This is a genomic window from Phenylobacterium sp. (genome assembly GCF_037138395.1).
Classification (GTDB): domain Bacteria; phylum Pseudomonadota; class Alphaproteobacteria; order Caulobacterales; family Caulobacteraceae; genus Phenylobacterium.
The window spans coordinates 1-23,629 of sequence record NZ_JBAXIM010000022.1 but is presented as its reverse complement, the minus strand read 5'-3'; the positions used below and the strand labels follow the sequence as shown (position 1 = coordinate 23,629).

Below are 23,629 nucleotides of genomic sequence, written 5' to 3'. Positions count from 1 at the left end.
GCACGATGCGAACGCCGCCAGCTTCGACCTCGCAGGTCCAGGCCATGACCTCGACCCCGGCCGTGGCCGCCGCCTCCAGCCCCCGGGCGAAGGCGGGATCGAGGTCAGCGCAGGCGCTGAACGCCTCGCAGTCCATGCGCTGGATCACGAACAGGGTCACAGCCCGGTCGCCGGCCGCGACCTGGTCGGCCAGTTCCTCCAGGTGGCGGGTGGAGCGGGCCGCCACGCAGTCCGGGAACTCGGCGAGGCCTGGCGTGCGCATGAGGTGGACGTTCTTGACCTCCAGCCAGCAGCGGCCCCGGGCCGGGTCCTCCAGCAGGAAGTCTACCCGGCTGGCCTTGCCGTACTTCACCTCTTGCCGGACCGAGGCGTAGCCAGCGAGTTCCGGGATTGTCCCCGCCTCAAGGGCCTCGGCCACCAGGCGGTTGGGCAACATGGTGTTGATGCCCACAAGGCCGCCGTCGGCCTCGAGCAGCTCCAGCGTATGGGACAGCTTGCGCTTGGGATTGTCCGAGATCGACAGCCAGGCGGGCAGGCCTGGCGTGTTCAGACCCAGCATGGCGCCGGGGTTGGGGCAGTGGGCGGTGAGTTCCGATCCGTCCTCAAGCACGACATCGGCCAAGAAGCGTTTGTAGCGCCGCAGGAGGGTGGCCGGGACCAGGGGGGCAGGGAAGTCCATAGGGCGGGTATAGGCAAGCGGGGCTCCAGCCGATAGAGGTTCGCCGGAAACGGAGACTTACGCATGGGCAGCCCGGGCGGAGACGATGTGGTGACGGCGGCGGTGCTGATCATCGGTGACGAGATCCTGTCTGGCCGCACCCAGGACACCAATTTGAGGGACATTGCCCGGTACCTGGGCGTGCACGGGGTGGACCTGTGCGAGGCGCGCACCGTGCCCGACATCCAGGAAGAGATCGTCGACGCCCTGAATGCCCTGCGCGCCCGCTACGACTATGTCATCACTACCGGCGGGATCGGGCCCACCCACGACGATATCACCGCCGACTCGGTAGCGGCGGCCTTCGGCGTGGCGCTGGAAGAGCATCCCGACATCCTGGCCCTGATGCAGTCCCGCTGGGGCGACCAGATGAATGTCGCCCGGCGGCGCATGGCCCGGGTGCCGGTGGGCGGGTCCCTGGTCATCAACCCGGCACAGGGACCGCCAGGCTTCACCATTGGCAATGTCTTTGTCCTGGCCGGCGTGCCCCAGATCATGCGCGGCATGCTGGAGGACGTGGGGCCAAGGCTGCGCTCGGGTGCGGTGGTCCTGTCCCGCACGGTTCGCGTGGAAGGCTCGGGAGAGGGTGTCATCGCCGCGCCCCTGGAGGCGGTGGCGAAGGCGCATCCGAGCCTCAGCCTGGGCAGCTATCCCTTCTTCACCGAGGGGCTCTACGGATCGAACCTGGTCCTGCGCAGCCGCGACGAGGCCGAGCTGACGGTCACTGTCGGGGAGCTGATCGCCGCCCTCCGGGCCGCGGGCATCGAGAATGTCCGCGAGGTCGAGCCGGCCTGAGCCCGGACCCGTGAGCCTCTATCCCGTCATCATGTGCGGAGGTTCCGGGGTGCGCCTCTGGCCCGCCTCCCGGCCCGAACGGCCCAAGCCCTTCGCCCGGCTGTTCGGCGACGGGCCCACGGCCTTCCAGGACACCGCCGCCCGGGCCGCTCCCCTGGGGCCGCTCCTGGTGATCGGCGGGGCCGACCACGGGGGCCTGATCCGCGAGCAGCTGGCCGAGGCCGGGCTCGACGCCGAGGTGATCCTTGAGCCCGAACCCCGCGATTCCGCCCCGGCCATGGCGGCGGCGGCGATCCGGCTGCTGCGACGGGACGAAGAGGCGATCATGGTCGTGCTCGCCGCTGACCATCACGTTCCGGACGCCGGGGCCTTTCGCGACTCCGTGGTCCGCGCGGCGCCCTTCGCCCGCGCTGGCCGCATCGTCACCCTGGGGGTGAAGCCGACCTTCGCCTCGACCGCCTACGGCTATATCCGGCCAGGGCGCGGCGAGAGCGTTCGGATGGTCGAGGCCTTCATCGAGAAGCCCGACGCCAGCCGCGCAGCCGGCCTCATCGCCGAGGGCTGTCTCTGGAACAGCGGCAATTTCATCGTGCCTGCGACCACCCTGGTCTATGAACTGGGCCGCCTGGCGCCCGAGGTTCTGGAAGCGGCAGAGGCCGCAGTGGAGTCGGCGGCAGAGTCCGCCACAGGGCTCCTGCTGGGCGAGATTTTCCGGACCGCCCCACGGATCTCCATCGACTATGCGGTCATGGAGAAGACCGCCCGGGCCATGGTCGCCGAAGTGGACTTCGCCTGGTCGGACGTGGGGGCCTGGGATGTCGTCCACGCCCTGTCGGAACAGGATGCGACGGGTAGTCACATCGAGGGCCGGGTCGAGGCCGAGGGCGTCTCCGGAGCCTATATCCGCGCCTCCGGCGGTGCCGAGGTGGTGGTGGTCGGTGTCCAGGGCCTGGCCGTGGTGGCCGACGGCGCCCGCATCCTCGTGGCGCCCCTGGCCGACAGCCAGGCGGTGAAGCGGGCCGTCGAGCGGCTCCAGGCCCGGGGCCCGGCGGGCTATCCCGGCCTTGAGCAGGCGACAGCCAACCTGGGCCTCTGGCTCCGGACGGCGGCCCTGCCCGTGTGGTGGTCCCTGGGCGCGGACCGGGAACGCGGGGGCTTTGTCGAGGCGATCGGTCAGGACGGCCGGCCGCGGCCTGCGCCCCGGCGCGGACGGGTGCAGGGCCGGATGATCTTCAGCTTCTCCCAGGCGGGGCTGATGGGCTGGGACGGACCCTGGCGCGAGGCGGTGCGCCACGGTCTCGCCGGAATGACCGACGCCTTCCTGAGGCCGGACGGCCTGGTCCGGAGCCTGGTCGGGCTGGACGGAAGGCCGCTGGACGAGACCCCCTTTGTCTACGACCAGGCCTTCGCCCTGCTGGGTCTGGCCAGCCTGGTCCAGGCGGGCGAGTCCGCAGACATGGCCCTCAGTCTCGCCCAGCGCATGCGCGAGGGTCTGGATAATCTACGTCATCCGGGCGGCGGCTTCCGAGAGGCTGGCGACCAGCCCTTCCAGGCCAATGCCCACATGCACCTGCTCGAGGCCGCACTGGCCTGGGAGACGGCGGGAGGCGATGGCGGCTGGGCAGACCTGTCTGACGAGATCGCGGGCCTCGCCCTCGGCGCCTTCATCGACCACCGCGGGGTCCTGTCAGAGTTCTTCGACGCCGACTGGCGGCGCGCCGGCGGGGATGCCGGAAGGCTGGTCGAGCCGGGCCACCAGTTCGAGTGGGCCTGGCTCCTCGACCGCTGGGGTCGGGCCCGGGGCCGGGCCGACGGCCAGCTGGCGGCCAGGGCCCTGTACGCGGCGGGCCTGCAGGGGGTGGACTCCCGTCGGGCCTGCGCCGTGAACGCCCTGTGGGAGGATCTCTCCATCCGGGACGGTTGGGCGCGCCTCTGGCCGCAGACCGAGTTCCTGAAATCCGCACTGTCCCTGGGGGAAACCGAAGATGCCCTGAAGGCTGCAACGGGCCTGGCCCGGTATCTCGAGACCCCGGTCCGCGGACTGTGGCGGGACCGGCAGGGACCGACCGGAGGCTTCGCGTCCGGGGACGCACCCGCCACATCGCTCTATCATATCGTCGGTGCCATCCGGCAGCTCGAGGAACTATCCCCAGCACTTTCCGCGTAAGTGACGTTTTTTATACGTCACGCCCGCTGGAGCGCTCGCCTTTTCACAGAAGGTTGATTACCACGACGCGAGTCCCGCGACCCTGACCGACTCCCCCAAACCGCCGACACGGCTCGGAGACGTTGAATTGATGACCGCGATCCCCGGCCTTCATCCCGCTCCCACCCACCACGCTCGTCTGATTGCCTGGGTCGAGGAGATCGCGTCCCTGACGCGGCCGGAGCGTGTCCATTGGTGCGATGGATCGGATGCGGAGTGGGAGGCCCTGACCCGGGAACTTGAGGGCAGGGGCACACTGACCCGGCTGAATCCCGCCAAGCGCCCCAACTCCTTCTATGCGGCCTCCGATCCCAGCGACGTTGCGCGGGTCGAAAGCCGGACCTTCATCTGTTCTGAGCGCGAGGTTGACGCCGGGCCGACGAATAACTGGTCGGACCCCGTGTCGATGCGGGCGAAGATGGCGGGCCTGTTCGATGGCTGCATGACCGGTCGCACGATGTATGTCTGCCCCTTCAGCATGGGGCCCCTCGGCTCCAAGATCAGCCAGCTGGGCGTCGAGATCACGGATAGCGCCTATGTCGCCATTTCGATGCGGGTGATGACCCGCATGGGCCTGGCGGCGCTGGAACAGCTGGGCGACGACGGCTTCTTCGTGCCAGCGGTACACACCGTCGGTGCGCCCCTTGCGGCCGGTCAGGCGGACGTTGCCTGGCCCTGTAACCCCGAGAAGTACATCGTCCAATATCCCGAGACCCGGGAGATCTGGTCCTATGGGTCTGGCTATGGCGGCAACGCGCTTTTGGGGAAGAAATGCTTCGCTCTTCGCATCGCCTCGGTCATGGCCCGGGACGAGGGCTGGTTGGCCGAGCACATGCTGATCCTGAAGCTGACCTCTCCGGAGAACGAAGTCCGCTTTATCGCCGCTGCCTTCCCGAGCGCCTGCGGCAAGACCAACATGGCCATGCTCCAGCCCACCCTGGCAGGCTGGAAGGCCGAGACCGTCGGGGACGACATCTGCTGGATGCGGTTCGGAGACGACGGCCGCCTGTACGCCATCAACCCCGAAGCTGGCTTCTTCGGGGTGGCACCTGGCACCGGCAACGAGACCAACCGCAATGCGGTGGCCTCGCTGTACGCCAACTGCGTCTTCACCAACGTCGCCCTGACCGATGACGGGGACGTCTGGTGGGAGGGCCTGACCAAGACCCCGCCCGCCAACCTGACCGACTGGAAGGGCCGGGCCTGGACGCCGGGCTCAGGTGAACCCGCCGCGCATCCCAACGCCCGCTTCACCGTTCCGGCGGGTCAGTGCCCGGTGATTGCCCCCGAGTGGGAAGACCCCAAGGGGGTGCCGATCTCGGCCATACTGTTCGGCGGCCGCCGGGCCAGCGCCGTGCCTCTGGTGACCGAAGCCTTTGACTGGGCGCACGGCGTCTTCCTGGCCTCGAACGTGGCCTCCGAGGGCACGGCGGCGGCGGAGAACCGGATCGGGGAGCTCAGGCGCGATCCCTTCGCCATGCTGCCCTTCTGCGGCTACAATATGGGCGACTATTTCCGTCACTGGCTGTCGATCGGCGAGAAGACGGAGGCTTCGAAACTGCCCCGCATCTACTTCGTGAACTGGTTCCGCAAGGACTCCACGGGCCGCTATGTCTGGCCGGGCTTCGGCGACAATTCCCGGGTCCTGAAGTGGGTCTTCGAGCGCCTGGCGGGACGGGCGCCGGCCCGGGAGACCCCGATCGGCCGGGTTCCGACCGTCGGGTCCCTGGACCTGTCGGGCCTGAACCTCACAGCGGCGGACGTTGACCTCCTGCTGACGGTTGATCCCGCCGTCTGGAGCGAGGAGGCGGCCCTGATTCCACACGCCTATGAGGCCTTTGGCGAACGTCTGCCCGAGGAACTCTGGTGCCAGCACCGGGCCCTGGAGGGCCGTCTTCAGGCGGCGAGCCAGCCTGCGGAGATTGTCGCAGAGTAGCCTACCGGTGGCAGGCCTTCCCCGGCCCGGGAGGTCAGCCCCGGCTGACCCCGTGATAATCGCAGTACCAGTCCGCGAAGCGCCGGACCCCGACCTCGACGGGTGTGGTCGGCGCATATCCGAGGGCTGAGGTGGTGTCGGATATATCTGCTTCCGTGCGCGCGACGTCGCCGGGCTGCATGGGCATCAGGTTCAGGTGCGCCGGACGGCCAAGGGCCTCGGCAAGGGTCTCGATATAGGTCATCAGCTCGACCCGGGTCCCGGCACCGACATTGAGGATCCGCCAGGGGGCGACGCCGCTGGTCGCCGGGTCGGGAGCCTCGGGTCTCCAGTCTGGATTGACAGCTGCGGGACGATCAAGGGCGGCGATGACCCCGCTGACGATATCGTCGACATAGGTAAAGTCCCGCTGCATCCGACCCTGTCCGTAGACGTCGATGGGCCGTCCCGCGACGATGGCGTCGGCGAAGCGGTAGAGGGCCATATCCGGGCGCGTCCAGGGCCCGTAGACGGTGAAGAACCTCAGGCCCGTGCAGGGCAGGCCGAACAGGTGAGCGTAGGCGTGGGCCATGGACTCGTTCGCCAGCTTGGTCGCGGCGTAAAGCGTCAGGGGGTGATTGGCCGCTTGGTGAGGGGAAAAGGGCAGGGCCTCGTTGGCGCCGTAGGCTGAACTCGTGGAGGCGAAGACCAGATGCGCCGGCGAGGTCGCCCGGCAGCCTTCCAGGACGCTCAGGAACCCCACCAGGTTGGAGTCGACATAGGCCTCGGGGTGCTCAAGGGAATAGCGGACGCCCGGCTGTGCGGCCAGGTGTACGACGCCGCTGGGTTGGACGGATCGGAAGACCTCCGCGGCGGCTTGCCGGTCCGCCAGGTCGAGCCGGTGATGCTGGTAGCCCTTCCGGGATTCAAGCCGCGCCAGCCGTGCGAGTTTGAGACCTGGGTCATAGTAAGGGCTGATATTGTCGACACCGACCACGCTCTCGCCCCTGTCGAGAAGGGCGTTTGCGACGTGGAACCCGATGAATCCAGCCGAGCCTGTGACCAGGATCATGACTCAGCGTCCTGCAACCTGAAGCTGCAGCCAGCGATCAACGGTTTGACACGACCCGAAGGTCCGGGACGCCAGCCGGCTTCTCGCCGCGAAGCTGGGCGACAAGATCGAAGATGGCGCGCCGGATCTCGTCGGTATCGCCCCGCATGGCGATGGCTTCCAGTCGCCGCATATGGGCCGGCGCTACGCCAAGGGCGCTGGTCGAGACCACCTCGAGGACCTTGGGCGCGCAGGGGATCGCGCTCTCCATCTCGTCCAGGAGCTCCTCGGTAAGCTTTTCTCCGGGGCGCAGGCCCGTAATTTCAATCTCAATGTCCTTGCCCAGCGTACGGCCGGAAAGGGCGATCATCTGGCGGGCCAAGTCCATGATCTTAACAGGCTCGCCCATCTCGAGAAGGAAGAGTCGGGAGCGCTCGGCGTTCAGGTCGTAGGCGCAGGCCGCCGTGGCGTGCAGCACGAGCTGGGCCGCCTCTGGAATGGTCATGAAGTAGCGTGCCATTTCCGGGTGTGTGACCGTTACGGGCCCGCCCCGGTCGATCTGGGAGCGGAAGATCGGCACCACGGATCCGGCCGAACCCAGCACATTGCCGAAACGCACCGCCGAAAAGCGAGTCTCCGAGTCTTCCTGCTGCCCCTGGATCACGGCCTCTGCGAGCCGCTTGGTCGCGCCCATTACGTTGGACGGATCCACGGCCTTGTCGGTGGAGATCAGGACCATCTGGGCGGCGCCGGCGATACGCGCAGCTTCGGCCACGTTCCAGGTGCCCAACACGTTGGTAAGCACGCCCTCGACGGGATGCCGCTCGACCATCGACACATGCTTCAGCGCGGCGGCGTGGAAGACGAGGTCGGGCATCTCGACCCGGACGCAATCGGTGACCCGGTCGGCATTGCGAACATCCACAAGGGCGGCGGTCCGGGAGAGTTTCGGGAAGGTTTCCCCGAGCTCGCGGTCGATCTCGAACAGGGCGGTCTCGGAAAAGTCGACCAGGGTGACATGCCCAGCTTCAAGGGCGGCGACCTGACGGACAAGTTCGGCGCCAATCGAGCCGCCGGCGCCGGTAATTAGCACCCTGCGGCCTCCGATCAGGCCTTTGAGGGCGACCTGGTCGAGCTCGATCGGGCCTCGCGGCAGGAGTTCCTCGACGCTGATGTCGCGCATGGGAAGCAGGGCGACCCGGTCGTCCTGCGAGAGGTCGACGATGGACGGCAGCCTGAGCAGGCGAACGCCGTCGTTCTTCAGCCGCCCCAGCTGGGCTGCGGTGAGGCCCGTCAGGCGCGCGGGTTCGTCAAGGAACAGGATGGCGCGGGGATACTGGTTCCAGCGGCGCAGGTCGACCAGGGCCTCATCCAGCCGGCCGAGGGACTCGATGATGCAGACCCCCCGCACCTGATGTCCGACCTCGCTGGAGTCCAGACCAATAATGCCCACCGGTGTCCAGGTGTTGTCGCGACGGCGGCCCGCCTCGCGCAGATAGGTCTCGGCGGCGGAGGTTGGACCGATGAGCAGCAGTTCCGGCGCCTGAGGCGCCCGGTCTGTGAGGGATTTCAGGGGCGCAAAGCTGTCGAGGGCACGCTCATGAGCCGCCCGGCGGAGCATTCTGGCGCTGATCGCCCCGACCATCTGGAAGAATGGCGCCAGAGCAAGCACAACCCGGCTGAGACCGTCCGCCCGGGCGGCGGCGAAGAACAGGAGCAGGAAGCTGGCCGCGGTCATCAGGGCGATCCGCGCCAGCACCAGGGCATCGGGCGTGGAGACATAGCGCCAGGGCGAGAGTTCTCGCCGGAAGAGCCAGGAGAAGAAGCAGGCCAGGCCGCCATAGACCAGGGACTGGACGAAAACTCCCGCCAGCACCGCAGGATCCAGGCCGGAAGTCCGACTGCTGGTCAGCAGGAAGGCGGCAAGGAGGGCGGCGCAGGCAATGGCCGAGTCCGCCACAATATTCCGGGTCCGTTTGGCCAACCGCTCCACGCAAAAGCTCCTTACTTGCGACGGCCCAACCGGTGTCCAGAACCGGCGGCGCAGGTCAGACGGTCCTTAAACGTTCGCTACAGAGCAATCCGTCTCTGAGTCGCGACATAGCTCGCAGAGCAAGATTAACGACTCTGGGCATAGACGCCTATTTACCAAAAAAGAAAAGCCGCCGACCCTGCAGTCGACGGCTTTACCTGTGGTTTATAACGAGACTGTGGCGTCAGAACGCGGCCTTCAATCCGACGACCACCCGGGCTGAGGTGAGCTTTGCCGGATCGTTCGACTCCTCGACGTTGGTGTCCCAGTAGCGGAGGTCCAGGCCGAAGACGTCGTTGATCGCGTAGCCGAGGCCCAGGTTCCAGGTCTCGTAGTCGCCGTCGCCTTCCAGGGCCTGGTGGCCCACGGCGCCCGAGACCGAGAGCTTTTCGGCGATCGGCATGGAGCCGTTCAGCTCAACATAGGTGGCCTGGCCGGTCTGCCCGAAGTTCTCGGGGGTGTAGTAGAGCGCGCCGCCGACGGTACCCTTACCTGCGGCCACGGAGCCGGCGAGCTTGCCTTCCCAGAAGTCGAGGTCCGCACCGTCTTCCTGATTGGTGTAGCCGTATCGGACCAGGCCTACGTCCAGGGAGACCGGACCGAGGGTCGGCTTGAAGCCTGCGTAGAGGTCATATTCCATGCTGGTGCTGTCGCCGAAGTCGACGTTCGACAGCCAGGTACCGGCGTAGAAGATGCCGACGCCCAGATCGGCGCCACCATAGACCTGCGGCTTGCTGTCCGTCTGGCTATAGCCCCGGAATACGTAGTCAGAGGCAGCACCGACGTTGAAAGAGACCGACGGCCCATCTTCTGCCTTGGCCTGAGCGGCGGCTCCGAGGGCGAGGGTAGCGGTTGCGGCGATGGCCGCGAGCTTAAACGACTTCATTATTTTGCAATCCCCTTGAGATTCAGGCCTGACCCTGTCGGTAGAACACTTCCCCGTTGCGGCCCCGAACCGCCACTGCGGGCGGGGAGCTCCGGCCCAGTCCCCACACGACTGATCGGTTTCCGGGCACCGCCGTCGACGGACGCCTATTTTTTGGGCGTCAGCGTGAGGCGTGGTTCACAGAGAAAGGCCCAAATGAGATTAACGGGGCGTGAACCGCGCTCATCGCATCGACAGGGTTGCAAACCCGAGGTGCGATCCGGCGTCGACGAGAAGGGTCTCTCCCGTCACGTGCCGGGACTGCCGCGAGGCGAGGAAGGCGGCGGTGGCGGCGATGTCTTCGGCCGAAGACGCGACCTTCAGTGGGGTCGCCGCCGCAGAGCCCTCGCGGAGCCTGTCGACGCGCTCCTCAGTCATGCCCTTGCCGAACCAGGGGGTGTCGATGAAGCCTGGGCAGACTGCGTTCACGCGGATCCGGGGGGCCAGGGCCCGTGCGAGCGAGAGGGTAAGGGTGTTCAGGGCGCCCTTTGAGGCGGCGTAGGGCACGGAGGAGCCGATCCCCACCACGCCCGCGATGGACGAGGTGTTGACCACGGCCCCGGGCTGGGGCGCTGCTTCCAGCAGGCTTCGGGCCGCGCGGACCATCTGGAAGGCGCCGACCACGTTGACCGAATAGAGGTTCAGGAAATCCTCGGCGGAGACCGCCTCCAGGTCGGCATGGTTCTGGGCGAACTTGGTGACCCCGGCATTGTTGAACAGGGCGTCGATCCGACCCAGAGAGGCGGCCGCTGCAGCGATGGCGCGGCAGTCCTCGTCGCGGGAGACATCGCCCTGGATCAGGTGCGCTCGTGCGCCCTCGGCCCGCACCAGGCTGGCCGTGGTCTCGGCCTCCTCGGCGCTGCGGGCGAAGTTGACGATCACGTCTGCGGCGCCGCGGCGTGCCGTCTCTATCGCGATCGCCCGGCCCAGCCCGGTGGATGCCCCGGTGACGACGACAACGAAGTTCTCGAAATCCTGGACGCTCATGGGCATGTCTCCTCCGCCTTTGCGAAAGGCATAGGCCCAACGCCCCGACTGCGGAAGGGGCTGCCTGACCAAAGGAATTCTTGTGCAGGCACCAGAAGAATTGGACGCTGGGTAGCCGGCTTGTGAAGGTTTCCGGCTAGGCCATGCCCTATATGGTCCGGCGCCGCCCGTAAGCGGCGGTAGGAAAGGCGAGCCATGACGGCGAAAGGACATCCAGCGTCCCTGACTCACCTGCAGAGGCTGGAGGCCGAGGCCATCCACATCCTGCGGGAGGTGGTGGCGGAGGCCGACAAGCCCGTCATGCTCTATTCTGTCGGCAAGGACTCAGCGGTCATGCTCCACCTTGCGGTGAAGGCCTTCTGGCCCTCCCGCCCGCCATTCCCCCTCCTGCACGTCGACACCACCTGGAAGTTCCGGGCCATGTACGAGATGCGTGAGCGGATGGCCCGGGAACTCGGCTTTGACCTGATCGTCCACCGCAACCCGGACGCGCTAGAGAAGGGAATCAATCCCTTCGACCATGGATCGGCCCTGCACACCGACATCTGGAAGACGGAGGGACTTAAGCAGGCCCTGGACCTAAATGGCTTCGACGCCGCCTTCGGGGGGGCCCGCCGCGACGAGGAGAAGAGCCGGGCGAAGGAGAGGATCTTCTCCTTCCGGTCCACCCAGCACCGATGGGACCCCAAGAACCAGAGGCCCGAGCTCTGGCGGCTCTACAACACCCGCAAGAACCCAGGGGAATCGATCCGGGTCTTCCCGATCTCCAACTGGACCGAGCTGGACGTCTGGCAATACATCCACCTGGAGAACATCCCGATTGTTCCGCTCTACTTCTCCGGGGTCCGACCGGTGGTCGACCGGGACGGGACATTGATCATGGTGGATGACGATCGCATGCCCCTTCGGCCGGGTGAGACCCCGATGATGAAGTCGGTCCGGTTCCGCACCCTGGGCTGCTATCCCCTGACCGGCGCTGTGGAGAGCACGGCCGCGACCCTGCCGGACATCATCCAGGAGATGCTGCTGACCACCACCAGCGAGCGCCAGGGCCGGATGATCGACCACGACCAGGCGGCCTCGATGGAGAAGAAGAAGCAGGAGGGCTATTTCTGATGGCCCACCAGTCCGACCTCATCGCGACCGACATCGAGGCCTATCTCAAGGACCATGAGACCAAGAGCCTTTTGCGGTTCCTGACCTGCGGCTCGGTGGACGACGGCAAGTCCACCCTGATCGGACGTCTGCTCTACGACTCCAAGATGATCTTCGAGGACCAACTCGCGGCCCTCGAGGCCGACTCCCGCCGGATCGGTACGCAGGGTGGCGAGATCGACTTCGCCCTCCTGGTCGACGGCCTGGCGGCGGAACGCGAGCAGGGCATCACCATCGACGTCGCCTATCGCTTCTTCTCGACAGACCGTCGCAAGTTCATCGTCGCCGATACGCCCGGCCACGAGCAGTACACCCGGAACATGGTGACTGGCGCCTCGACCGCAGATGCGGCGGTGATCCTGATTGATGCCCGGCGTGGGGTTCTGACCCAGACCCGCAGGCACGCCTACCTGGTCCACCTTCTGGGCATCCGGCATGTGATTCTGGCGGTGAACAAGATGGACCTGGTGGACTGGTCCCAGGCCGTCTTCGACGAGATCACCGCAGAGTTCACTGCCTTTGCCGGGAAGATCGGCCTGTCAGACTTTACCGCCATCCCCATGTCCGCCCTTCGGGGGGACAATGTCGCCGAACGGGGAAGTGCCCCCGCCTGGCATGACGGACCCACCCTCCTTTCCTGGCTCGAGGCGGCCCCGGTGGGCGATGATGCGGTCGCCCGACCCTTCCGCATGCCGGTCCAGTGGGTCAACCGGCCCAACCTCGACTTCCGCGGGTTCTCGGGCCTGGTCGCCGCTGGCTCTGTCCGCCCTGGAGACCCGCTGAGGGTCTCGCCCTCCGGACGAGAGAGCCGGGTACGGCAGGTTCTGGTCGGGACCGGGGAAATGCCTGAGGCCCTTGCGGGCCAGTCCGTGACCCTGACCCTTGAAGACGAGATCGACATCAGCCGTGGCGATGTCCTGGCGACCTCCGACGCCCCGGTCAGCGTCGCCGACCAGTTCGAGGCGACGGTGGTGTGGATGGACGAGTCCCCGATGCTCCCGGGGCGCCCCTACCTGCTCAAGCTAGGAACCCGGACTGTTGCGGCCTCGATCACCGAGCCGAAGCACCGGGTCAATGTAAATACGCTTGAACATATTGCCGCCAAAATACTGAATCTGAATGAGATTGGCGTCTGTAATATCTCGACAGACATACCTGTCGCCTTTGAGCCCTACGCCGAGAGCCGGGACCTCGGCGGCTTCATCCTGATCGACCGGATGAGCAACCGGACAGTCGGTGCCGGGATGATCCACTTCGCGCTCCGGAGAAGCCAGAACGTCCACTGGCAGGCCCTGGACGTTGATCGCGCCGCCCGGGCCACCCTGAAGGGGCACCGGGGCCGGGTGATCTGGTTCACGGGGCTCTCTGGGTCAGGAAAATCCACTATTGCCAATATGGTGGAGAAGAAACTTCACGCTATGGGGCGGCACACCTACCTCCTGGACGGCGACAATGTTCGGCACGGCCTCAATCGCGACCTGGGCTTCACTGACGAGGATCGTGTGGAGAACATCCGGCGCGTCGCCGAGGTGGCCAAGCTCATGGCCGACGCCGGCCTGATCGTCCTGGTGTCCTTCATCTCGCCCTTCCGGGCCGAACGGGCGCTGGCGCGCAACCTCATGCCCGAGGGTGACTTCGTCGAGGTCTTCGTCGACACCCCCCTGGCGGTCGCCGAGGCGCGCGACGTGAAGGGTCTCTACGCCAAGGCGCGGGCTGGCGAACTGAAGAACTTCACGGGGATCGACAGTCCCTACGAAGCGCCCGAGACCTCTGAAATCCGCATTGATACGACAGCCCTGTCGGCGGAGGCCGCGGCCGAGTTCGTCACGGCCTGGATGGAAGGCGAGATGGACTACACCATCTGAGACCGCTGCTGCGGCCGGTTCCTTGCCCCGTGGCCCCCCGGAGGGTAATCGGTCTGCATGAGCGAGATTCAGGTGACCCAGCTCGGGCAGGTGACGCCCGGCTTTGACAGCCCCGAGGCCGCCGTCCTCGAGCGCGTTCCCAACCCCCAGAAGGGGCAGACCTATCTCGCCCGGTTCACGGCGCCCGAGTTTACTTCCCTCTGCCCGGTGACCGGCCAGCCGGACTTTGCAACCTTGATGGTCGACTACGCCCCCGGCGACTGGCTCATTGAGTCCAAGTCATTCAAGCTTTTCCTCGCATCCTTTCGGAATCACGGAGCTTTCCATGAGGACTGCACCCTGATGATCGGCCGTCGCCTGGTCGAGGTTGCCCAGCCCGTCTGGCTGCGGATCGGCGGCTATTGGTATCCGCGAGGCGGCATTCCCATCGATGTCTTCTGGCAAACCGGAACTCCGCCGGTGGGCCTCTGGCTGCCGGACCAAGGCGTCGCGCCTTACCGTGGCCGCGGCTGAACCCCCGCTTTAGGGGGTCCAGCGCCGGACCCGTCCCTCGATTTCCGGTCGTTCCCGCTCCCGGGGCGGATCGCCGGGCTCGCCGATCAGGATGAAGCCCGCCACCTTCTCCTCGCCCGACAGGCCCAGGCGGGCGCAGGCCTCAGCGTCATAGGCGTACCAGTCAGTAATCCAGTTGGCACCGTAGCCCATGGCTGTGGCGGCATAGAGAAGGGTGGTGCAGACAGCACCGGCCGACAGGACCTGTTCCCAATGGGGGATTTCTGCCGGGCGAGGGCTGGACACAACGGCGATGCAGAGTGGCGGGGTGCGCAGCTTGCCCAGCTTGCCGACGGCCCGCGCGTCTCCACGGGACTGCGCAAGGGCCTCCAGCCAATCCGCGAAGGCGGCCTTGTCGTCGCCGGCGAGCACGAGGAACCACCAAGGGGCGAGTTTCCCGTGGTCCGGAACCCGGGCGGCGAGGCGGATCAGGCTGGCGATCTCTTCCGGCCCGGGCCCGGTTCCCCCCAGGGTCAGGGCCGAGGCCGAGCGCCGGCATGCCAGGAAGTCGAGGACCTCCGGGGCTGGCACCTGGATTACCGGTTCGCCGAAGGCAGGGGCGGTGGGAAGCGGGCGTCGCGGGTCGGCGTTCATGTCATGCCTTTGTAAACCTCGGGCTTCACATAGACGGCCAACACAGAGGCACAAGCAGGGGATTCGCTCAGACGCGGCCCTGTGTTAGATTGCGAAGGTCAGCGGGGGAGTAACCGGATGGCTAAGACACTCGAAGTGATCGATCCGCGCGCCGCCCCGCCCGTCTGGGCTGCCCTTCGGAACGAGGCGGAGCATACCGCGCGGACCGAACCCGCCCTGGCTTCCCTGGTCAACGCCGTCATCCTCAGCCACGACAATCTGGGCGATGCCCTGTCCTACCAGTTGGCCCACAAGCTGGGCGACCAGGAGCTGAGGGCGATGAGCCTGCGCGAACTGGCGATCGAGGCCTACCGCGCTTCCCCGCACCTGGTGGATACTGCCGAGGCGGACCTCAAGGCGGTGTTCGAGCGCGACCCGGCCTGCAAGGGCTATGTCCAGCCCTTCCTCTTCTTCAAGGGATTCCAGGCCCTCCAGACCCAGCGCATCGCCCACTGGCTGTGGGGGCAGGGCCGCGAGACCATGGCCTTCTACCTGCAGAGCCGGATGAGCGAGATCTTCCAGGTCGACATCCACCCGGCTACCCAGATCGGTTCCGGAGTCTTCATTGACCACGGCACGGGCATTGTCATCGGCGAGACTGCGGTGATCGGGGACGATGTCTCCCTGCTGCAGGGCGTGACCCTGGGCGGCACCGGCGCTGAACGTGGGGACAGGCACCCGAAAATAGGCCGAGGCGTCCTTTTGGGCGCTGGCGCCAAGGTGCTGGGCAATATCCAGATCGGCGACTACGCCAAGATCGCCTCCGGTTCGGTCGTCCTGAAGCCGGTGCCAGCGCATTGCACGGCCGCCGGCGTTCCGGCCCGGCTGGTCAACTGCCCGACCGGGGAAGAGCCCGCACGAAGCATGGACCAAACCCTCGCAGATATGGTCTACGACTACGTTATCTGATTTGGCGGATCGGACGCCGTCCGGTCGGTTGGTCGGCCAGTTGAGTGAATCGACGGAGAAGATCCATGGAAGACCGCACCCTTCGCAAGATCGAAGGCCACCTCCGGGGGACCTTCGCCAACGCCCGGATTAACGTCGTCCCCCGCCCTCGCCAGAAGGACTCCGCCGAGGTCTATGTTGGCGAGGAGTTCATTGGCGTCGTCTTCGAGGACGAGGACGAGGCCGGGTCCTATATGTTCGAGATGGCGATCCTCGCCGAAGACCTGCCCTGACCCCGCGGCCAGGCCGGGGGTCAGAGGACCCCCAGCATTTCGGCAACCAGCGGGTGGCGGACGATGTCGCGGTCGGCCAGGCGGACGACCGAGATGTTCCCCACCGCTTGTAGACGCTCGGCCACCGGCGCCAGGCCCGAGAGCTCAGGCAGCAAGTCGGACTGAGCCGGGTCGCCCGTCACCACCATGGTGGAATGCCACCCCAGGCGTGTCAGCAGCATCTTAAGCTGGACGTAGGTGCAGTTCTGGGCCTCGTCGATCACCACGAAGGCGTTGTTCAGGGTGCGCCCGCGCATGAAGCCCACCGGCGCGATCTCAATCACGCCCTCGGCCATCATGGCGCGCACGCGTTTCATGGTGAGCCGGTCGGACAGGGCGTCATAGAGGGGCCTGAGGTAAGGGGCGAGCTTGTCCTCCATATCGCCGGGCAGGAAGCCGATGGACTCCCCGGCATCCACCGCAGGACGCGACAGGACGATCCGTCCCACCTTGCCCGCCTCGAGGGCCTCGACCGCCTTGGCGATGGCCAGATAGGTCTTGCCCGTCCCGGCGGGTCCCAGGGCAAGGACCAGGTTGTAGGCATCAATGGCCTCCATCATGGCGCGCTGGCCGTCTGACAATGGCCTGACAGTCTTTACGAAGCTCTGGTCGCGCGCCTCGTCCCCCTGCCGGGCGACGGGCGACCAGGGCCTTTCCACCGGCAGGCGGCGGATCCGGGGATTGCCGTCAAACTCCGATAGGTCCAGTGCGCCTTCGCGCATCTGTCGCTTCAGGACTCGCTTGGTCATGAGGACCTCCGACTTGGCGTGAAAAAGGGGCGTATCCGGATCGGACCGCCCCTGGGGAAATCGTTGTAAAGACACGGACGCCGCGTCGGATGGTGCCCTGGTGGCGCCACCGTCCCCGTCTCCGGTTGGCGGCCGTGGCCGCCCTGGATGCTGCATGGTCATCAAGTCTCCCGCATCCGGGATGAAGGCGTCTACCTGGGCTTCGCAGCCCCGATTCGCCTAGCTAGGATAAGATCGGCCATATTGCAGAAGCGTGAATGACGCTTTCACCGAAGGGTCACGGGAGAAACCATGCCTGTCTATTCACTCGGCGATGCAACGCCGGAACTGCCCTCGGAAGATGAGTACTGGATCGCACCGACGGCAGCGGTCATGGGGCGGGTGATCCTGCGCCGGAACGCCTCGATCTGGTGGGGTGCCACCCTGCGGGGGGACAACGACCCGATCGAGATCGGCGAGAACTCGAATGTCCAGGACGGCTCGGTTCTGCATACCGACACCGGCTCGCCCCTGACCCTCGGCGCCAATGTCACGGTGGGCCACATGGTCATGCTTCATGGCTGCACCATCGGTGACAATTCGCTGGTCGGCATCGGCTCCATCATCCTCAACGGTGCCCGGATTGGCCGGAACTGCCTGATCGGCGCTAACAGTCTGATCACCGAGGGCAAGGAGATTCCCGACAACTCCCTGGTCATGGGGGCCCCTGGCAAGGTCGTGAGAGAACTCTCCGAGGCCCAGGCCCGCTCTGTGGCCCTCGGCGCACACCATTATGTCGAGAACTGGAAGCGCTACCGCGCCACCCTGCGACTCAAGGGTTGACCGACCGCGGCTATAGCCTCCTTTCTGGTCTCAACATAAAAGCCGGAACACCCAAGGGAGAGACATCATGGCCTACGAGTACATTCGCGTGGAGCGTGAGGACCACGTCACCGTCATCACGCTGAACCGCCCGGAGGTGATGAACGCCCTGCACTCGCCGGCGCATTTCGAGATGCATGAGGCGCTGGATGCCTTCGCAGCGGACCCGGACCAGTGGGTCGGCATCATCACGGGCGCCGGTGACCGCGCCTTCTCGGCCGGAAACGACCTGAAGCACCAGGCGACGGGTGGGGAAATGCGCAGCCCGCCCTCGGGCTTTGCCGGCCTGACCTCGCGCTTCGACCTCACCAAGCCCCTGATCGCTGCCGTCAACGGCGTGGCGATGGGGGGCGGCTTCGAAATTGCCCTGGCCTGCGACATCATCCTTGCCTCCGAGGCCGCGATCTTCGCCCTGCCGGAGCCGAGGGTCGGCCTCGCCGCCCTGGCGGGCGGCCTGCACCGGCTGCCGCGGGCCATCGGCGTCAAGCGCGCCATGGGGATGATCCTCACTGGCCGCCGGGTCTCGGCCGCCGAGGGCGCCGAGCTGGGCTTCGTGAACGAGGTGGTTGCGCCCGGCGAACTGATGAATGCGGCCCGGCGCTGGGCGGCCCAGATCTCCGAGCTTTCGCCCATGTCCGTCCGGGCCTCCAAGGCGGCGGTCTTCCGGGGGCTCGACGAGCCCAGCCTTGAGGCCGCGATCAAGGGACAGAACCGCTATCCGGCGGTCGCGGCCCTGTTCTCGTCCGAGGATTTCGTGGAAGGGCCGATGGCCTTCTCCCAGAAGCGGGCGCCGAACTGGAAGGGGCGCTGACGCCCCCCTTGCGAAGGTCGGTCCGGGCGGTCAGAAGGGCGCAACTGAACGCTGTTTAGCTGCGAGGTCCGCCCATGGACGCCTACGACTACATCATTATCGGAGCCGGCTCCGCCGGTTGCGTGCTGGCTGCGCGCCTGACTGAGGACCCCTCGGTGCGGGTGCTCCTGCTCGAGGCCGGCGGGAAGGACAATTCCCTGATGATCCGGATGCCCGCCGGCGTCGGTGGCCTGATCGGCGGCAAGGGCGACTACAACTGGGGGTTCTGGACCGAACCTGAGCCGAACCTTGATGACCGCCCCCTCTGGTGGCCGCGGGGCAAGGGCTGGGGCGGCTCCTCCTCGATCAACGGCATGATCTACATCCGCGGCCACGCCAGGGACTATGACCAGTGGCGGCAGATGGGCCTGGAAGGCTGGGCCTACAGGGACATTCTTCCCTATTTCAAGCGCTCTGAGGCCTTCGAGGGTGGCGCTGACGACTGGCACGGCGGGGAGGGGCCCCTGAAGGTGTCCCGGGCCTCCGACCCCAACCCGATCTATGCGGCGGCCATCCAGGCGGGCGGACAGGCCGGCCATCCCCTGACGGGGGACTTCAACGGCTTCCAGCAGGAAGGCTGGGGCCCCTACCAGATGACCGTCCACGACGGCGAGCGGTGGAGCGCCTCGCGGGGCTACCTGCACCCGGTCCTGTCCCGCCCGAACCTGACCTGCGTGACGGGCGCCCGGACGACCCGGATCCTCATCGAGGACGGGGTGGCGGTCGGCGTGGAGTACGCCGACGAGAAGACGCGCGTTCGCACCGAGGTACGGGCCCGCCGGGAAGTCCTGCTCTGCGCCGGCGCGGTCCAGTCCCCCCAGATCCTGCAGCTGTCCGGCATCGGGGCCCCTGAGGCCCTCGCGGCGGCCGGCGTGCCCCTGGTCCATGCCCTGCCAGGAGTTGGCGAGAACCTTCAGGACCACCTGGACGTGACCCTGTCCTGGGCCTGTCCCCAGCCCATCACCATCTATTCCCAGCGCAAGGGCCTGAAGACCCTGCTGGTGGGGATCAACTATCTCCTCTTCAAGAAGGGGTTGGGCCGCCGCCAGTTCCTGGAATCCGGTGCCTTCCTGAAGTCGCGTCCCGACCTCGACCGGCCGGACCTCCAGGTCCACTGCGTGCTCGCCGTCATGCAGAACCACGGCAAGACCGTCGTCGAGCGCGATGGGTTCACCTTCCACGTCTGCCAGCTCCGCCCAGAGAGCCGGGGTCGGGTGGGCCTGCGTTCCGCCGATCCCTTCGACGATCCCGCCATCTTCGCCAACTACCTCGCCGCCGAGGAGGATCGCCGGGCCCTGCGCGAGGGCGTGCGGATGATGCGTGAGGTGGCCCGCCAGCCTGCGCTGGACCCCTATCGCTCCGAGGAACTCTTCCCCGGCGTGGACATCCAGTCCGACGAAGCTGTGGATGCCTGGATCCGGTCCGTCGCAGAGACCATCTATCACCCGGTGGGCACCTGCCGCATGGGCGCCGACGGGGATTCGATGGCCGTGGTGGACGCCCAGCTCAGGGTCCATGGCCTCACGGGGCTGAGGGTCATCGACGCCTCGGTGATGCCAACCCTGGTGGGCGGCAACACCAATGCCGCCACCATCATGATCGCGGAGAAGGCTGCAGACATGATCCGGGGTCGCGAGGCGCCGGCGCCGGACGACGCCGCCGTGGCGGCCTGATCAGGGCGCCTTCGCGGCGGCGGCCGTCTCGGGCCTTACCTCCATCCGCCAGATCCGGTCCGGACGCAGCCACTTGCGCGCGGCCGCCTGGATGTCCGCGGGGGTGAGCCGCTCCAGGGTGGGGACCGAGCTGCGGTAGGCGTCCAGCTGGCGGGGATCGGCCTGCATGCCGGACAGGGTGCCTAGCCAGTACCCATTGGTCTCCCGGGACTGTTGGAGTCCCTCCACGACGGGCTTGCGCGCCCGGGTCATCTCGTCTGCCGTCGGCGGCGCTGCCGTGAGTTCGGCGGCAATACGCTCAATATCCCGGGTCACCGCCTCGATCTTGTCGGGCGGAATTTCGACGACGGTTGAGACATAACCCCATCCAGGCAGGATCAGGCTCTCGGTAGAGTCCGCGCTGGGGGAGTAGGTGGCGCCTTGTTTCTCACGCAGCTCGTCGGTCAGTCTCAGGTTCAGGATCGCGGCCAGGAGCCGGTTCGCCCGGGCGCCCCTGGGATCGGCGAAGAAGTCCGTGGTCGGCCATGCCGTAAAGAGGACCGCCTGGTCGGCGCGGCCCTTGTGGGTCCGCACGACCGCAGGTCCGCCCCCCTGGGGAAGCTTGACCTTCACGCGGTCCGCAGACGGTGACTTCGGACCTGGCCGTGCGGGGAGGGCACCAAAAGTGCGGTCGACCGCATCCACCGCTTTTTCCACCGTGATATCGCCGACGATCACCACCTCGATCGGGCCAGACGCGAGCGAGGGCGAAATGGCGGCCTTCAGGTCGTCAAGCCGGGTCGCCGCCAGATCCTCCCGTGCAGGGAAGGCCCAGCGCCGGTCGCCGCTGCGGAGCAGGGCGCCCAGGTCGCGTCCGAGGACACCGGCCCCTGTCGAAGCCAGCTGGTCGTGGATCGTCGCCGACAGGGCCGAATAGCGGCCGAAGGCCTCGGGTCTCCAGCCTGGATCGGTCAGGAAGGCGGCCAGGACCTGCAGCTGGAGCTCAAGGTCTTCGCCCCGGGTCCCGCCAGAGAAGAAATAGGTGTCGTCCGACATCCCCAGCCCTGCGGAGTAGATGTGACCGGACAGGGTCCGCTCCAGGTCCTTGACCGTGAGCTTACCTAGGCCGCCCTCCATCATTGCGCCTGTGGCCCATTCCGGGCTCGGTCTTGCAGGATCCAGTCCCAGCCGGCCATCGCCGAAGTTGACCCGGACCAGGATCTCATCGGTCTTGAACTTGGTGGGTTTAACGGTGAGCCTGATACCGTTGTTCAAACGCAGGAAGACGGCGTCGATGTCCGCGACATCACGGCGTTCGGCCACGCCGGATGGGGTGCCGAAGGTCAGGTAGGGCCAGGCCTCCAAGGCCTGGGTCTCTGAGGCTGTGACCTTGGCCTTGAGCGCGTCCTGGGCGGCTGCGGTGACTGCCGCATCGCCGCCCTCGATGGGCTTGGGGCTCGTCATGAAGACGATGGGCCCGGATCCGCTGAAGAGGGTGGCGGCGGTCCGGCTGAGGCCTGCAGCGCTGAGGGTCTTCGCCTCGCGCTCGAATATGTCGAAGTCCTGTTCGGGGCTCGTCACGACGTCGCGGGTGGAGATCGATCCCACCACGGGGCCGGCCAGGGCCGAAGGGGTCCGGGTGCCCGAGCCAGCGCGGGCGGCGGTCAGGGCGGAGCGGGTGTCGGTAATTAGCCTTTGGACTTCGTCCTCCCGGACGCCGAATTTCTCAAGCCGCCGCTGTTCCTTGAGGATGGCGGTCATGGCCTTCCTCCAGTCGCCGCCGCTGGCGAGGGCGTAGATCCCCACGGTCCTCTGGGCGCGGTAGGGTTCACCGATCGAGGCGCCAGCCCCCAGGAAGGGGGGCTGTTCTCCGCGTGCCAGGTCGGACAGCCGGCTGTTTAAGATGGCCGCTACGAACGCCCGCTCAAGGTTGATCCGACGCCGGGCGAGGGTGTCGGGTGCCAGTTCCGGCTCGGCGAGCCATGCCGCCACGAAGGCGTTGGGTAGGCCGGGGTCTACGAAGACCTTCGCCTCCGGGCTCCGGCGCGCCAGCTTTCCGAGGGGCGGGGCAACGCCGGCGGGGCCGACCGCCTTCCAGTTGGAAAAGGTCTCTCGGATCTTGGCCTCGACCTGCTGGGGGTCAAAGTCGCCCACGGCCACGAGGACCGCCAGCTCAGGCCGGTACCAGGCCTGGTAAAAGGCGCGCAGGCGGGCGGCGTCGGCGCTCTTCAGGACCTCGACCTCGCCAATCGGAAATCGTCTGGGCGGCAACTGGCCCGGGAACTGGAATTCGGCGCCTGCGCGGGCCGCCCGCAGGCCGGGCCCGTCGCCCGACCTTTCCTCTGAGAGGACCACGCCGCGCTCGCGATCCACGGCGGCGGGACTGAAGGCCAGCTCACCGGCGGTCTCCCGCAAAAGCATCAGGGCGGTGTCGAGGGTCTCCCGGTCGGTCTTCGGGAGGTCCAGCTTGTAGACCGTCTCCTCGAAGCTGGTGGAGGCGTTGGTATCGGCGCCGAAGGCCAGGCCTAGCCGCTCCAGGATCTTGACCATCTCGCCTTCGGGTACGTGGGTCGATCCGTTGAAGGCCATGTGCTCGACGAAATGGGCCAGGCCCTGCTGGCCGTCTGCCTCGTTTAGGGATCCGGCGGAGATGTGGAGGCGCAGGGCCGCCTGGCCCGGCGGGACGGCCTGCTTGCGGATGGCGTAGCGCATGCCATTGGGAAGGACACCGAAGACGAAGCTGGGATCTGCGGGTACGTCTGAGACCGCCTGGGGCCAGGCGGGCGCGGGCGTCGCGGGAGCCCGGGCGACTGCCGGCCCGATCCAGGCCAGGCTCGCGGCGACAAGAACACCGGCAAGGGCGATGAGGCGGCGCTGTGGAGCGCCTAGGCTTGAAATGGACATGATGCCTCCCTGTCTTGTCGTTGTACGATCGTGCGCTGACAATAGGGGCGGCGGCAAGGCGGGGCGTCCGGGTTCCCCAGGAGACTTCATGAGCGACCCCGTGAGCTTCCCGCCCGAACCCGCTCCCATTCGGGAACCCGCCGTCACGGCCCCGCCGGCGGCCCTTTGGCTCGCCGGGCTCCTGATCGCCGCCTTCCTGGCGCAGTCCGCAGCACCTTCGGGGCTTGTGGAATCGCTTGCCTATTCGCCGGCCCCCGGCGTGCTGTCGCGTCCCATGACCCTCTTCACCGCCATCTGGCTGCATGGGGGGTGGGGGCACCTGGCCATGAATACGGCCTTCGCCCTGGCCTTCGCTACGCCCCTGGCCCGGTTCTTCGGGCCCCGGCCCCGGGGCGTCACGGTGCTCTTCCTCTTCTTTCTGGCCTGTGGAGTTCTCGGGAACCTGGGGTTCGGCCTGCTGCACGCGGGCCAGTCACTGGGCCTGATCGGGGCTTCAGGCGGCGTTTCCGGGCTGGCGGCGGGCGCGGCCCGAATCGTCGGTGGCGGAGGGCGAATCGGA

General features: G+C 67.1%; 20 protein-coding genes. 12 read left to right on the top strand and 8 right to left on the bottom strand.

Features of this window, described 5'->3' with window-relative positions:
* A partial coding sequence (gene sfsA, locus WCJ52_RS03005; protein ID WP_336901816.1) for a DNA/RNA nuclease SfsA occupies nt 1-679 on the bottom strand: 679 nt, incomplete at its 3' end.
* Between the two features lie 63 nt (nt 680-742).
* Here sfsA and WCJ52_RS03000 point away from each other — a divergent pair.
* The 3 genes from WCJ52_RS03000 to WCJ52_RS02990 all read left to right on the top strand — a co-directional run bounded on the left by WCJ52_RS03000 (nt 743) and on the right by WCJ52_RS02990 (nt 5,655).
* Nucleotides 743-1,513, top strand: a complete 771-nt coding sequence (locus WCJ52_RS03000) for a molybdopterin-binding protein (protein WP_336901815.1) — start codon at nt 743-745, stop codon at nt 1,511-1,513.
* Nucleotides 1,514-1,523: 10 nt separating this feature from the next.
* A complete protein-coding gene (locus WCJ52_RS02995) occupies nt 1,524-3,680 on the top strand; it encodes an AGE family epimerase/isomerase (RefSeq protein WP_336901814.1) in 2,157 nt (718 codons plus the stop codon).
* 130 nt (nt 3,681-3,810) lie between these two features.
* Nucleotides 3,811-5,655: a phosphoenolpyruvate carboxykinase (GTP) gene (locus tag WCJ52_RS02990; RefSeq protein WP_336901813.1), complete on the top strand. Its 1,845-nt coding sequence runs from the start codon at nt 3,811-3,813 to the stop codon at nt 5,653-5,655.
* A gap of 34 nt (nt 5,656-5,689) precedes the next feature.
* Here the strand turns inward: WCJ52_RS02990 and WCJ52_RS02985 are convergent, their stop codons facing one another.
* The 4 genes from WCJ52_RS02985 to WCJ52_RS02970 form a co-directional block, all read right to left on the bottom strand.
* On the bottom strand, nt 5,690-6,706 hold the full coding sequence (locus tag WCJ52_RS02985; RefSeq protein ID WP_336901812.1) for an NAD-dependent epimerase/dehydratase family protein: 1,017 nt from the start codon (nt 6,704-6,706) through the stop codon (nt 5,690-5,692).
* A gap of 37 nt (nt 6,707-6,743) precedes the next feature.
* Nucleotides 6,744-8,678 (bottom strand): nucleoside-diphosphate sugar epimerase/dehydratase, encoded by a 1,935-nt coding sequence (locus WCJ52_RS02980; protein ID WP_336901811.1) that lies wholly within the window; start codon nt 8,676-8,678, stop codon nt 6,744-6,746.
* Between the two features lie 223 nt (nt 8,679-8,901).
* Nucleotides 8,902-9,603: a TorF family putative porin gene (locus tag WCJ52_RS02975; RefSeq protein WP_336901810.1), complete on the bottom strand. Its 702-nt coding sequence runs from the start codon at nt 9,601-9,603 to the stop codon at nt 8,902-8,904.
* Between the two features lie 222 nt (nt 9,604-9,825).
* The gene (locus tag WCJ52_RS02970; protein WP_336901809.1) at nt 9,826-10,629 is read right to left on the bottom strand and encodes an SDR family NAD(P)-dependent oxidoreductase; all 804 of its coding nucleotides are present in this window, start codon (nt 10,627-10,629) and stop codon (nt 9,826-9,828) included.
* Nucleotides 10,630-10,824: 195 nt separating this feature from the next.
* On the opposite strand from WCJ52_RS02970, the gene cysD reads away from it, so the two are divergent.
* The 3 genes from cysD to queF are packed head-to-tail and all read left to right on the top strand — an operon-like array spanning nt 10,825 to nt 14,162.
* Nucleotides 10,825-11,745, top strand: a complete 921-nt coding sequence (gene cysD / locus WCJ52_RS02965; protein WP_336901808.1) for a sulfate adenylyltransferase subunit CysD — start codon at nt 10,825-10,827, stop codon at nt 11,743-11,745.
* A complete protein-coding gene (cysN, locus tag WCJ52_RS02960; protein WP_336901807.1) occupies nt 11,745-13,649 on the top strand; it encodes a sulfate adenylyltransferase subunit CysN in 1,905 nt (634 codons plus the stop codon). Before cysD ends, cysN begins: the two co-directional genes overlap by 1 nt.
* A 57-nt stretch (nt 13,650-13,706) precedes the next feature.
* Complete coding sequence (queF, locus tag WCJ52_RS02955) at nt 13,707-14,162, top strand: preQ(1) synthase (protein ID WP_336901806.1); 456 nt, start codon at nt 13,707-13,709, stop codon at nt 14,160-14,162.
* A gap of 9 nt (nt 14,163-14,171) precedes the next feature.
* Here the strand turns inward: queF and WCJ52_RS02950 are convergent, their stop codons facing one another.
* Nucleotides 14,172-14,795, bottom strand: coding sequence for a nitroreductase (locus tag WCJ52_RS02950; RefSeq protein ID WP_336901805.1), 624 nt, complete (start codon nt 14,793-14,795; stop codon nt 14,172-14,174).
* A gap of 117 nt (nt 14,796-14,912) precedes the next feature.
* Between WCJ52_RS02950 and cysE the strand changes: the two genes are divergently transcribed.
* Nucleotides 14,913-15,743: a serine O-acetyltransferase gene (cysE, locus tag WCJ52_RS02945; RefSeq protein ID WP_336901804.1), complete on the top strand. Its 831-nt coding sequence runs from the start codon at nt 14,913-14,915 to the stop codon at nt 15,741-15,743.
* Nucleotides 15,744-15,808: 65 nt separating this feature from the next.
* Nucleotides 15,809-16,015 (top strand): DUF3126 family protein, encoded by a 207-nt coding sequence (locus WCJ52_RS02940; protein WP_336901803.1) that lies wholly within the window; start codon nt 15,809-15,811, stop codon nt 16,013-16,015.
* 20 nt (nt 16,016-16,035) lie between these two features.
* Here WCJ52_RS02940 and WCJ52_RS02935 read toward each other — a convergent pair whose 3' ends face one another.
* Nucleotides 16,036-16,803, bottom strand: coding sequence for a PhoH family protein (locus tag WCJ52_RS02935; RefSeq protein WP_336901802.1), 768 nt, complete (start codon nt 16,801-16,803; stop codon nt 16,036-16,038).
* Nucleotides 16,804-17,094: 291 nt separating this feature from the next.
* Here WCJ52_RS02935 and WCJ52_RS02930 point away from each other — a divergent pair, with 291 nt between their 5' ends.
* The 3 genes from WCJ52_RS02930 (at nt 17,095) to WCJ52_RS02920 (ending at nt 20,187) form a co-directional block, all read left to right on the top strand.
* Nucleotides 17,095-17,625: a gamma carbonic anhydrase family protein gene (locus tag WCJ52_RS02930; protein ID WP_336901801.1), complete on the top strand. Its 531-nt coding sequence runs from the start codon at nt 17,095-17,097 to the stop codon at nt 17,623-17,625.
* 67 nt (nt 17,626-17,692) lie between these two features.
* The gene (locus WCJ52_RS02925) at nt 17,693-18,475 is read left to right on the top strand and encodes an enoyl-CoA hydratase-related protein (protein WP_336901800.1); all 783 of its coding nucleotides are present in this window, start codon (nt 17,693-17,695) and stop codon (nt 18,473-18,475) included.
* Nucleotides 18,476-18,549: 74 nt separating this feature from the next.
* On the top strand, nt 18,550-20,187 hold the full coding sequence (locus WCJ52_RS02920; RefSeq protein WP_336901799.1) for a choline dehydrogenase: 1,638 nt from the start codon (nt 18,550-18,552) through the stop codon (nt 20,185-20,187).
* Here WCJ52_RS02920 and WCJ52_RS02915 read toward each other — a convergent pair whose 3' ends face one another.
* On the bottom strand, nt 20,188-23,070 hold the full coding sequence (locus WCJ52_RS02915) for an insulinase family protein (protein WP_336901798.1): 2,883 nt from the start codon (nt 23,068-23,070) through the stop codon (nt 20,188-20,190).
* 88 nt (nt 23,071-23,158) lie between these two features.
* On the opposite strand from WCJ52_RS02915, the gene WCJ52_RS02910 reads away from it, so the two are divergent.
* The coding region (locus WCJ52_RS02910) for a rhomboid family intramembrane serine protease (RefSeq protein ID WP_336901797.1) at nt 23,159-23,629 on the top strand (471 nt) is incomplete at its 3' end.

Excerpts from the sequence above, each read along its gene's own strand:
- WCJ52_RS03000 (WP_336901815.1), top strand. The coding sequence starts at position 743 with ATGGGCAGCCCGGGCGGAGACGATGTGGTGACGGCGGCGGTGCTGATC.
- WCJ52_RS02990 (WP_336901813.1), top strand. The coding sequence starts at position 3,811 with ATGACCGCGATCCCCGGCCTTCATCCCGCTCCCACCCACCACGCTCGT.
- WCJ52_RS02985 (WP_336901812.1), bottom strand. The coding sequence starts at position 6,706 with ATGATCCTGGTCACAGGCTCGGCTGGATTCATCGGGTTCCACGTCGCA.
- WCJ52_RS02975 (WP_336901810.1), bottom strand. The coding sequence starts at position 9,603 with ATGAAGTCGTTTAAGCTCGCGGCCATCGCCGCAACCGCTACCCTCGCC.
- WCJ52_RS02970 (WP_336901809.1), bottom strand. The coding sequence starts at position 10,629 with ATGAGCGTCCAGGATTTCGAGAACTTCGTTGTCGTCGTCACCGGGGCA.
- cysD (WP_336901808.1), top strand. The coding sequence starts at position 10,825 with ATGACGGCGAAAGGACATCCAGCGTCCCTGACTCACCTGCAGAGGCTG.
- cysN (WP_336901807.1), top strand. The coding sequence starts at position 11,745 with ATGGCCCACCAGTCCGACCTCATCGCGACCGACATCGAGGCCTATCTC.
- queF (WP_336901806.1), top strand. The coding sequence starts at position 13,707 with ATGAGCGAGATTCAGGTGACCCAGCTCGGGCAGGTGACGCCCGGCTTT.
- WCJ52_RS02950 (WP_336901805.1), bottom strand. The coding sequence starts at position 14,795 with ATGAACGCCGACCCGCGACGCCCGCTTCCCACCGCCCCTGCCTTCGGC.
- cysE (WP_336901804.1), top strand. The coding sequence starts at position 14,913 with ATGGCTAAGACACTCGAAGTGATCGATCCGCGCGCCGCCCCGCCCGTC.
- WCJ52_RS02940 (WP_336901803.1), top strand. The coding sequence starts at position 15,809 with ATGGAAGACCGCACCCTTCGCAAGATCGAAGGCCACCTCCGGGGGACC.
- WCJ52_RS02935 (WP_336901802.1), bottom strand. The coding sequence starts at position 16,803 with ATGACCAAGCGAGTCCTGAAGCGACAGATGCGCGAAGGCGCACTGGAC.
- WCJ52_RS02930 (WP_336901801.1), top strand. The coding sequence starts at position 17,095 with ATGCCTGTCTATTCACTCGGCGATGCAACGCCGGAACTGCCCTCGGAA.
- WCJ52_RS02925 (WP_336901800.1), top strand. The coding sequence starts at position 17,693 with ATGGCCTACGAGTACATTCGCGTGGAGCGTGAGGACCACGTCACCGTC.
- WCJ52_RS02920 (WP_336901799.1), top strand. The coding sequence starts at position 18,550 with ATGGACGCCTACGACTACATCATTATCGGAGCCGGCTCCGCCGGTTGC.
- WCJ52_RS02915 (WP_336901798.1), bottom strand. The coding sequence starts at position 23,070 with ATGTCCATTTCAAGCCTAGGCGCTCCACAGCGCCGCCTCATCGCCCTT.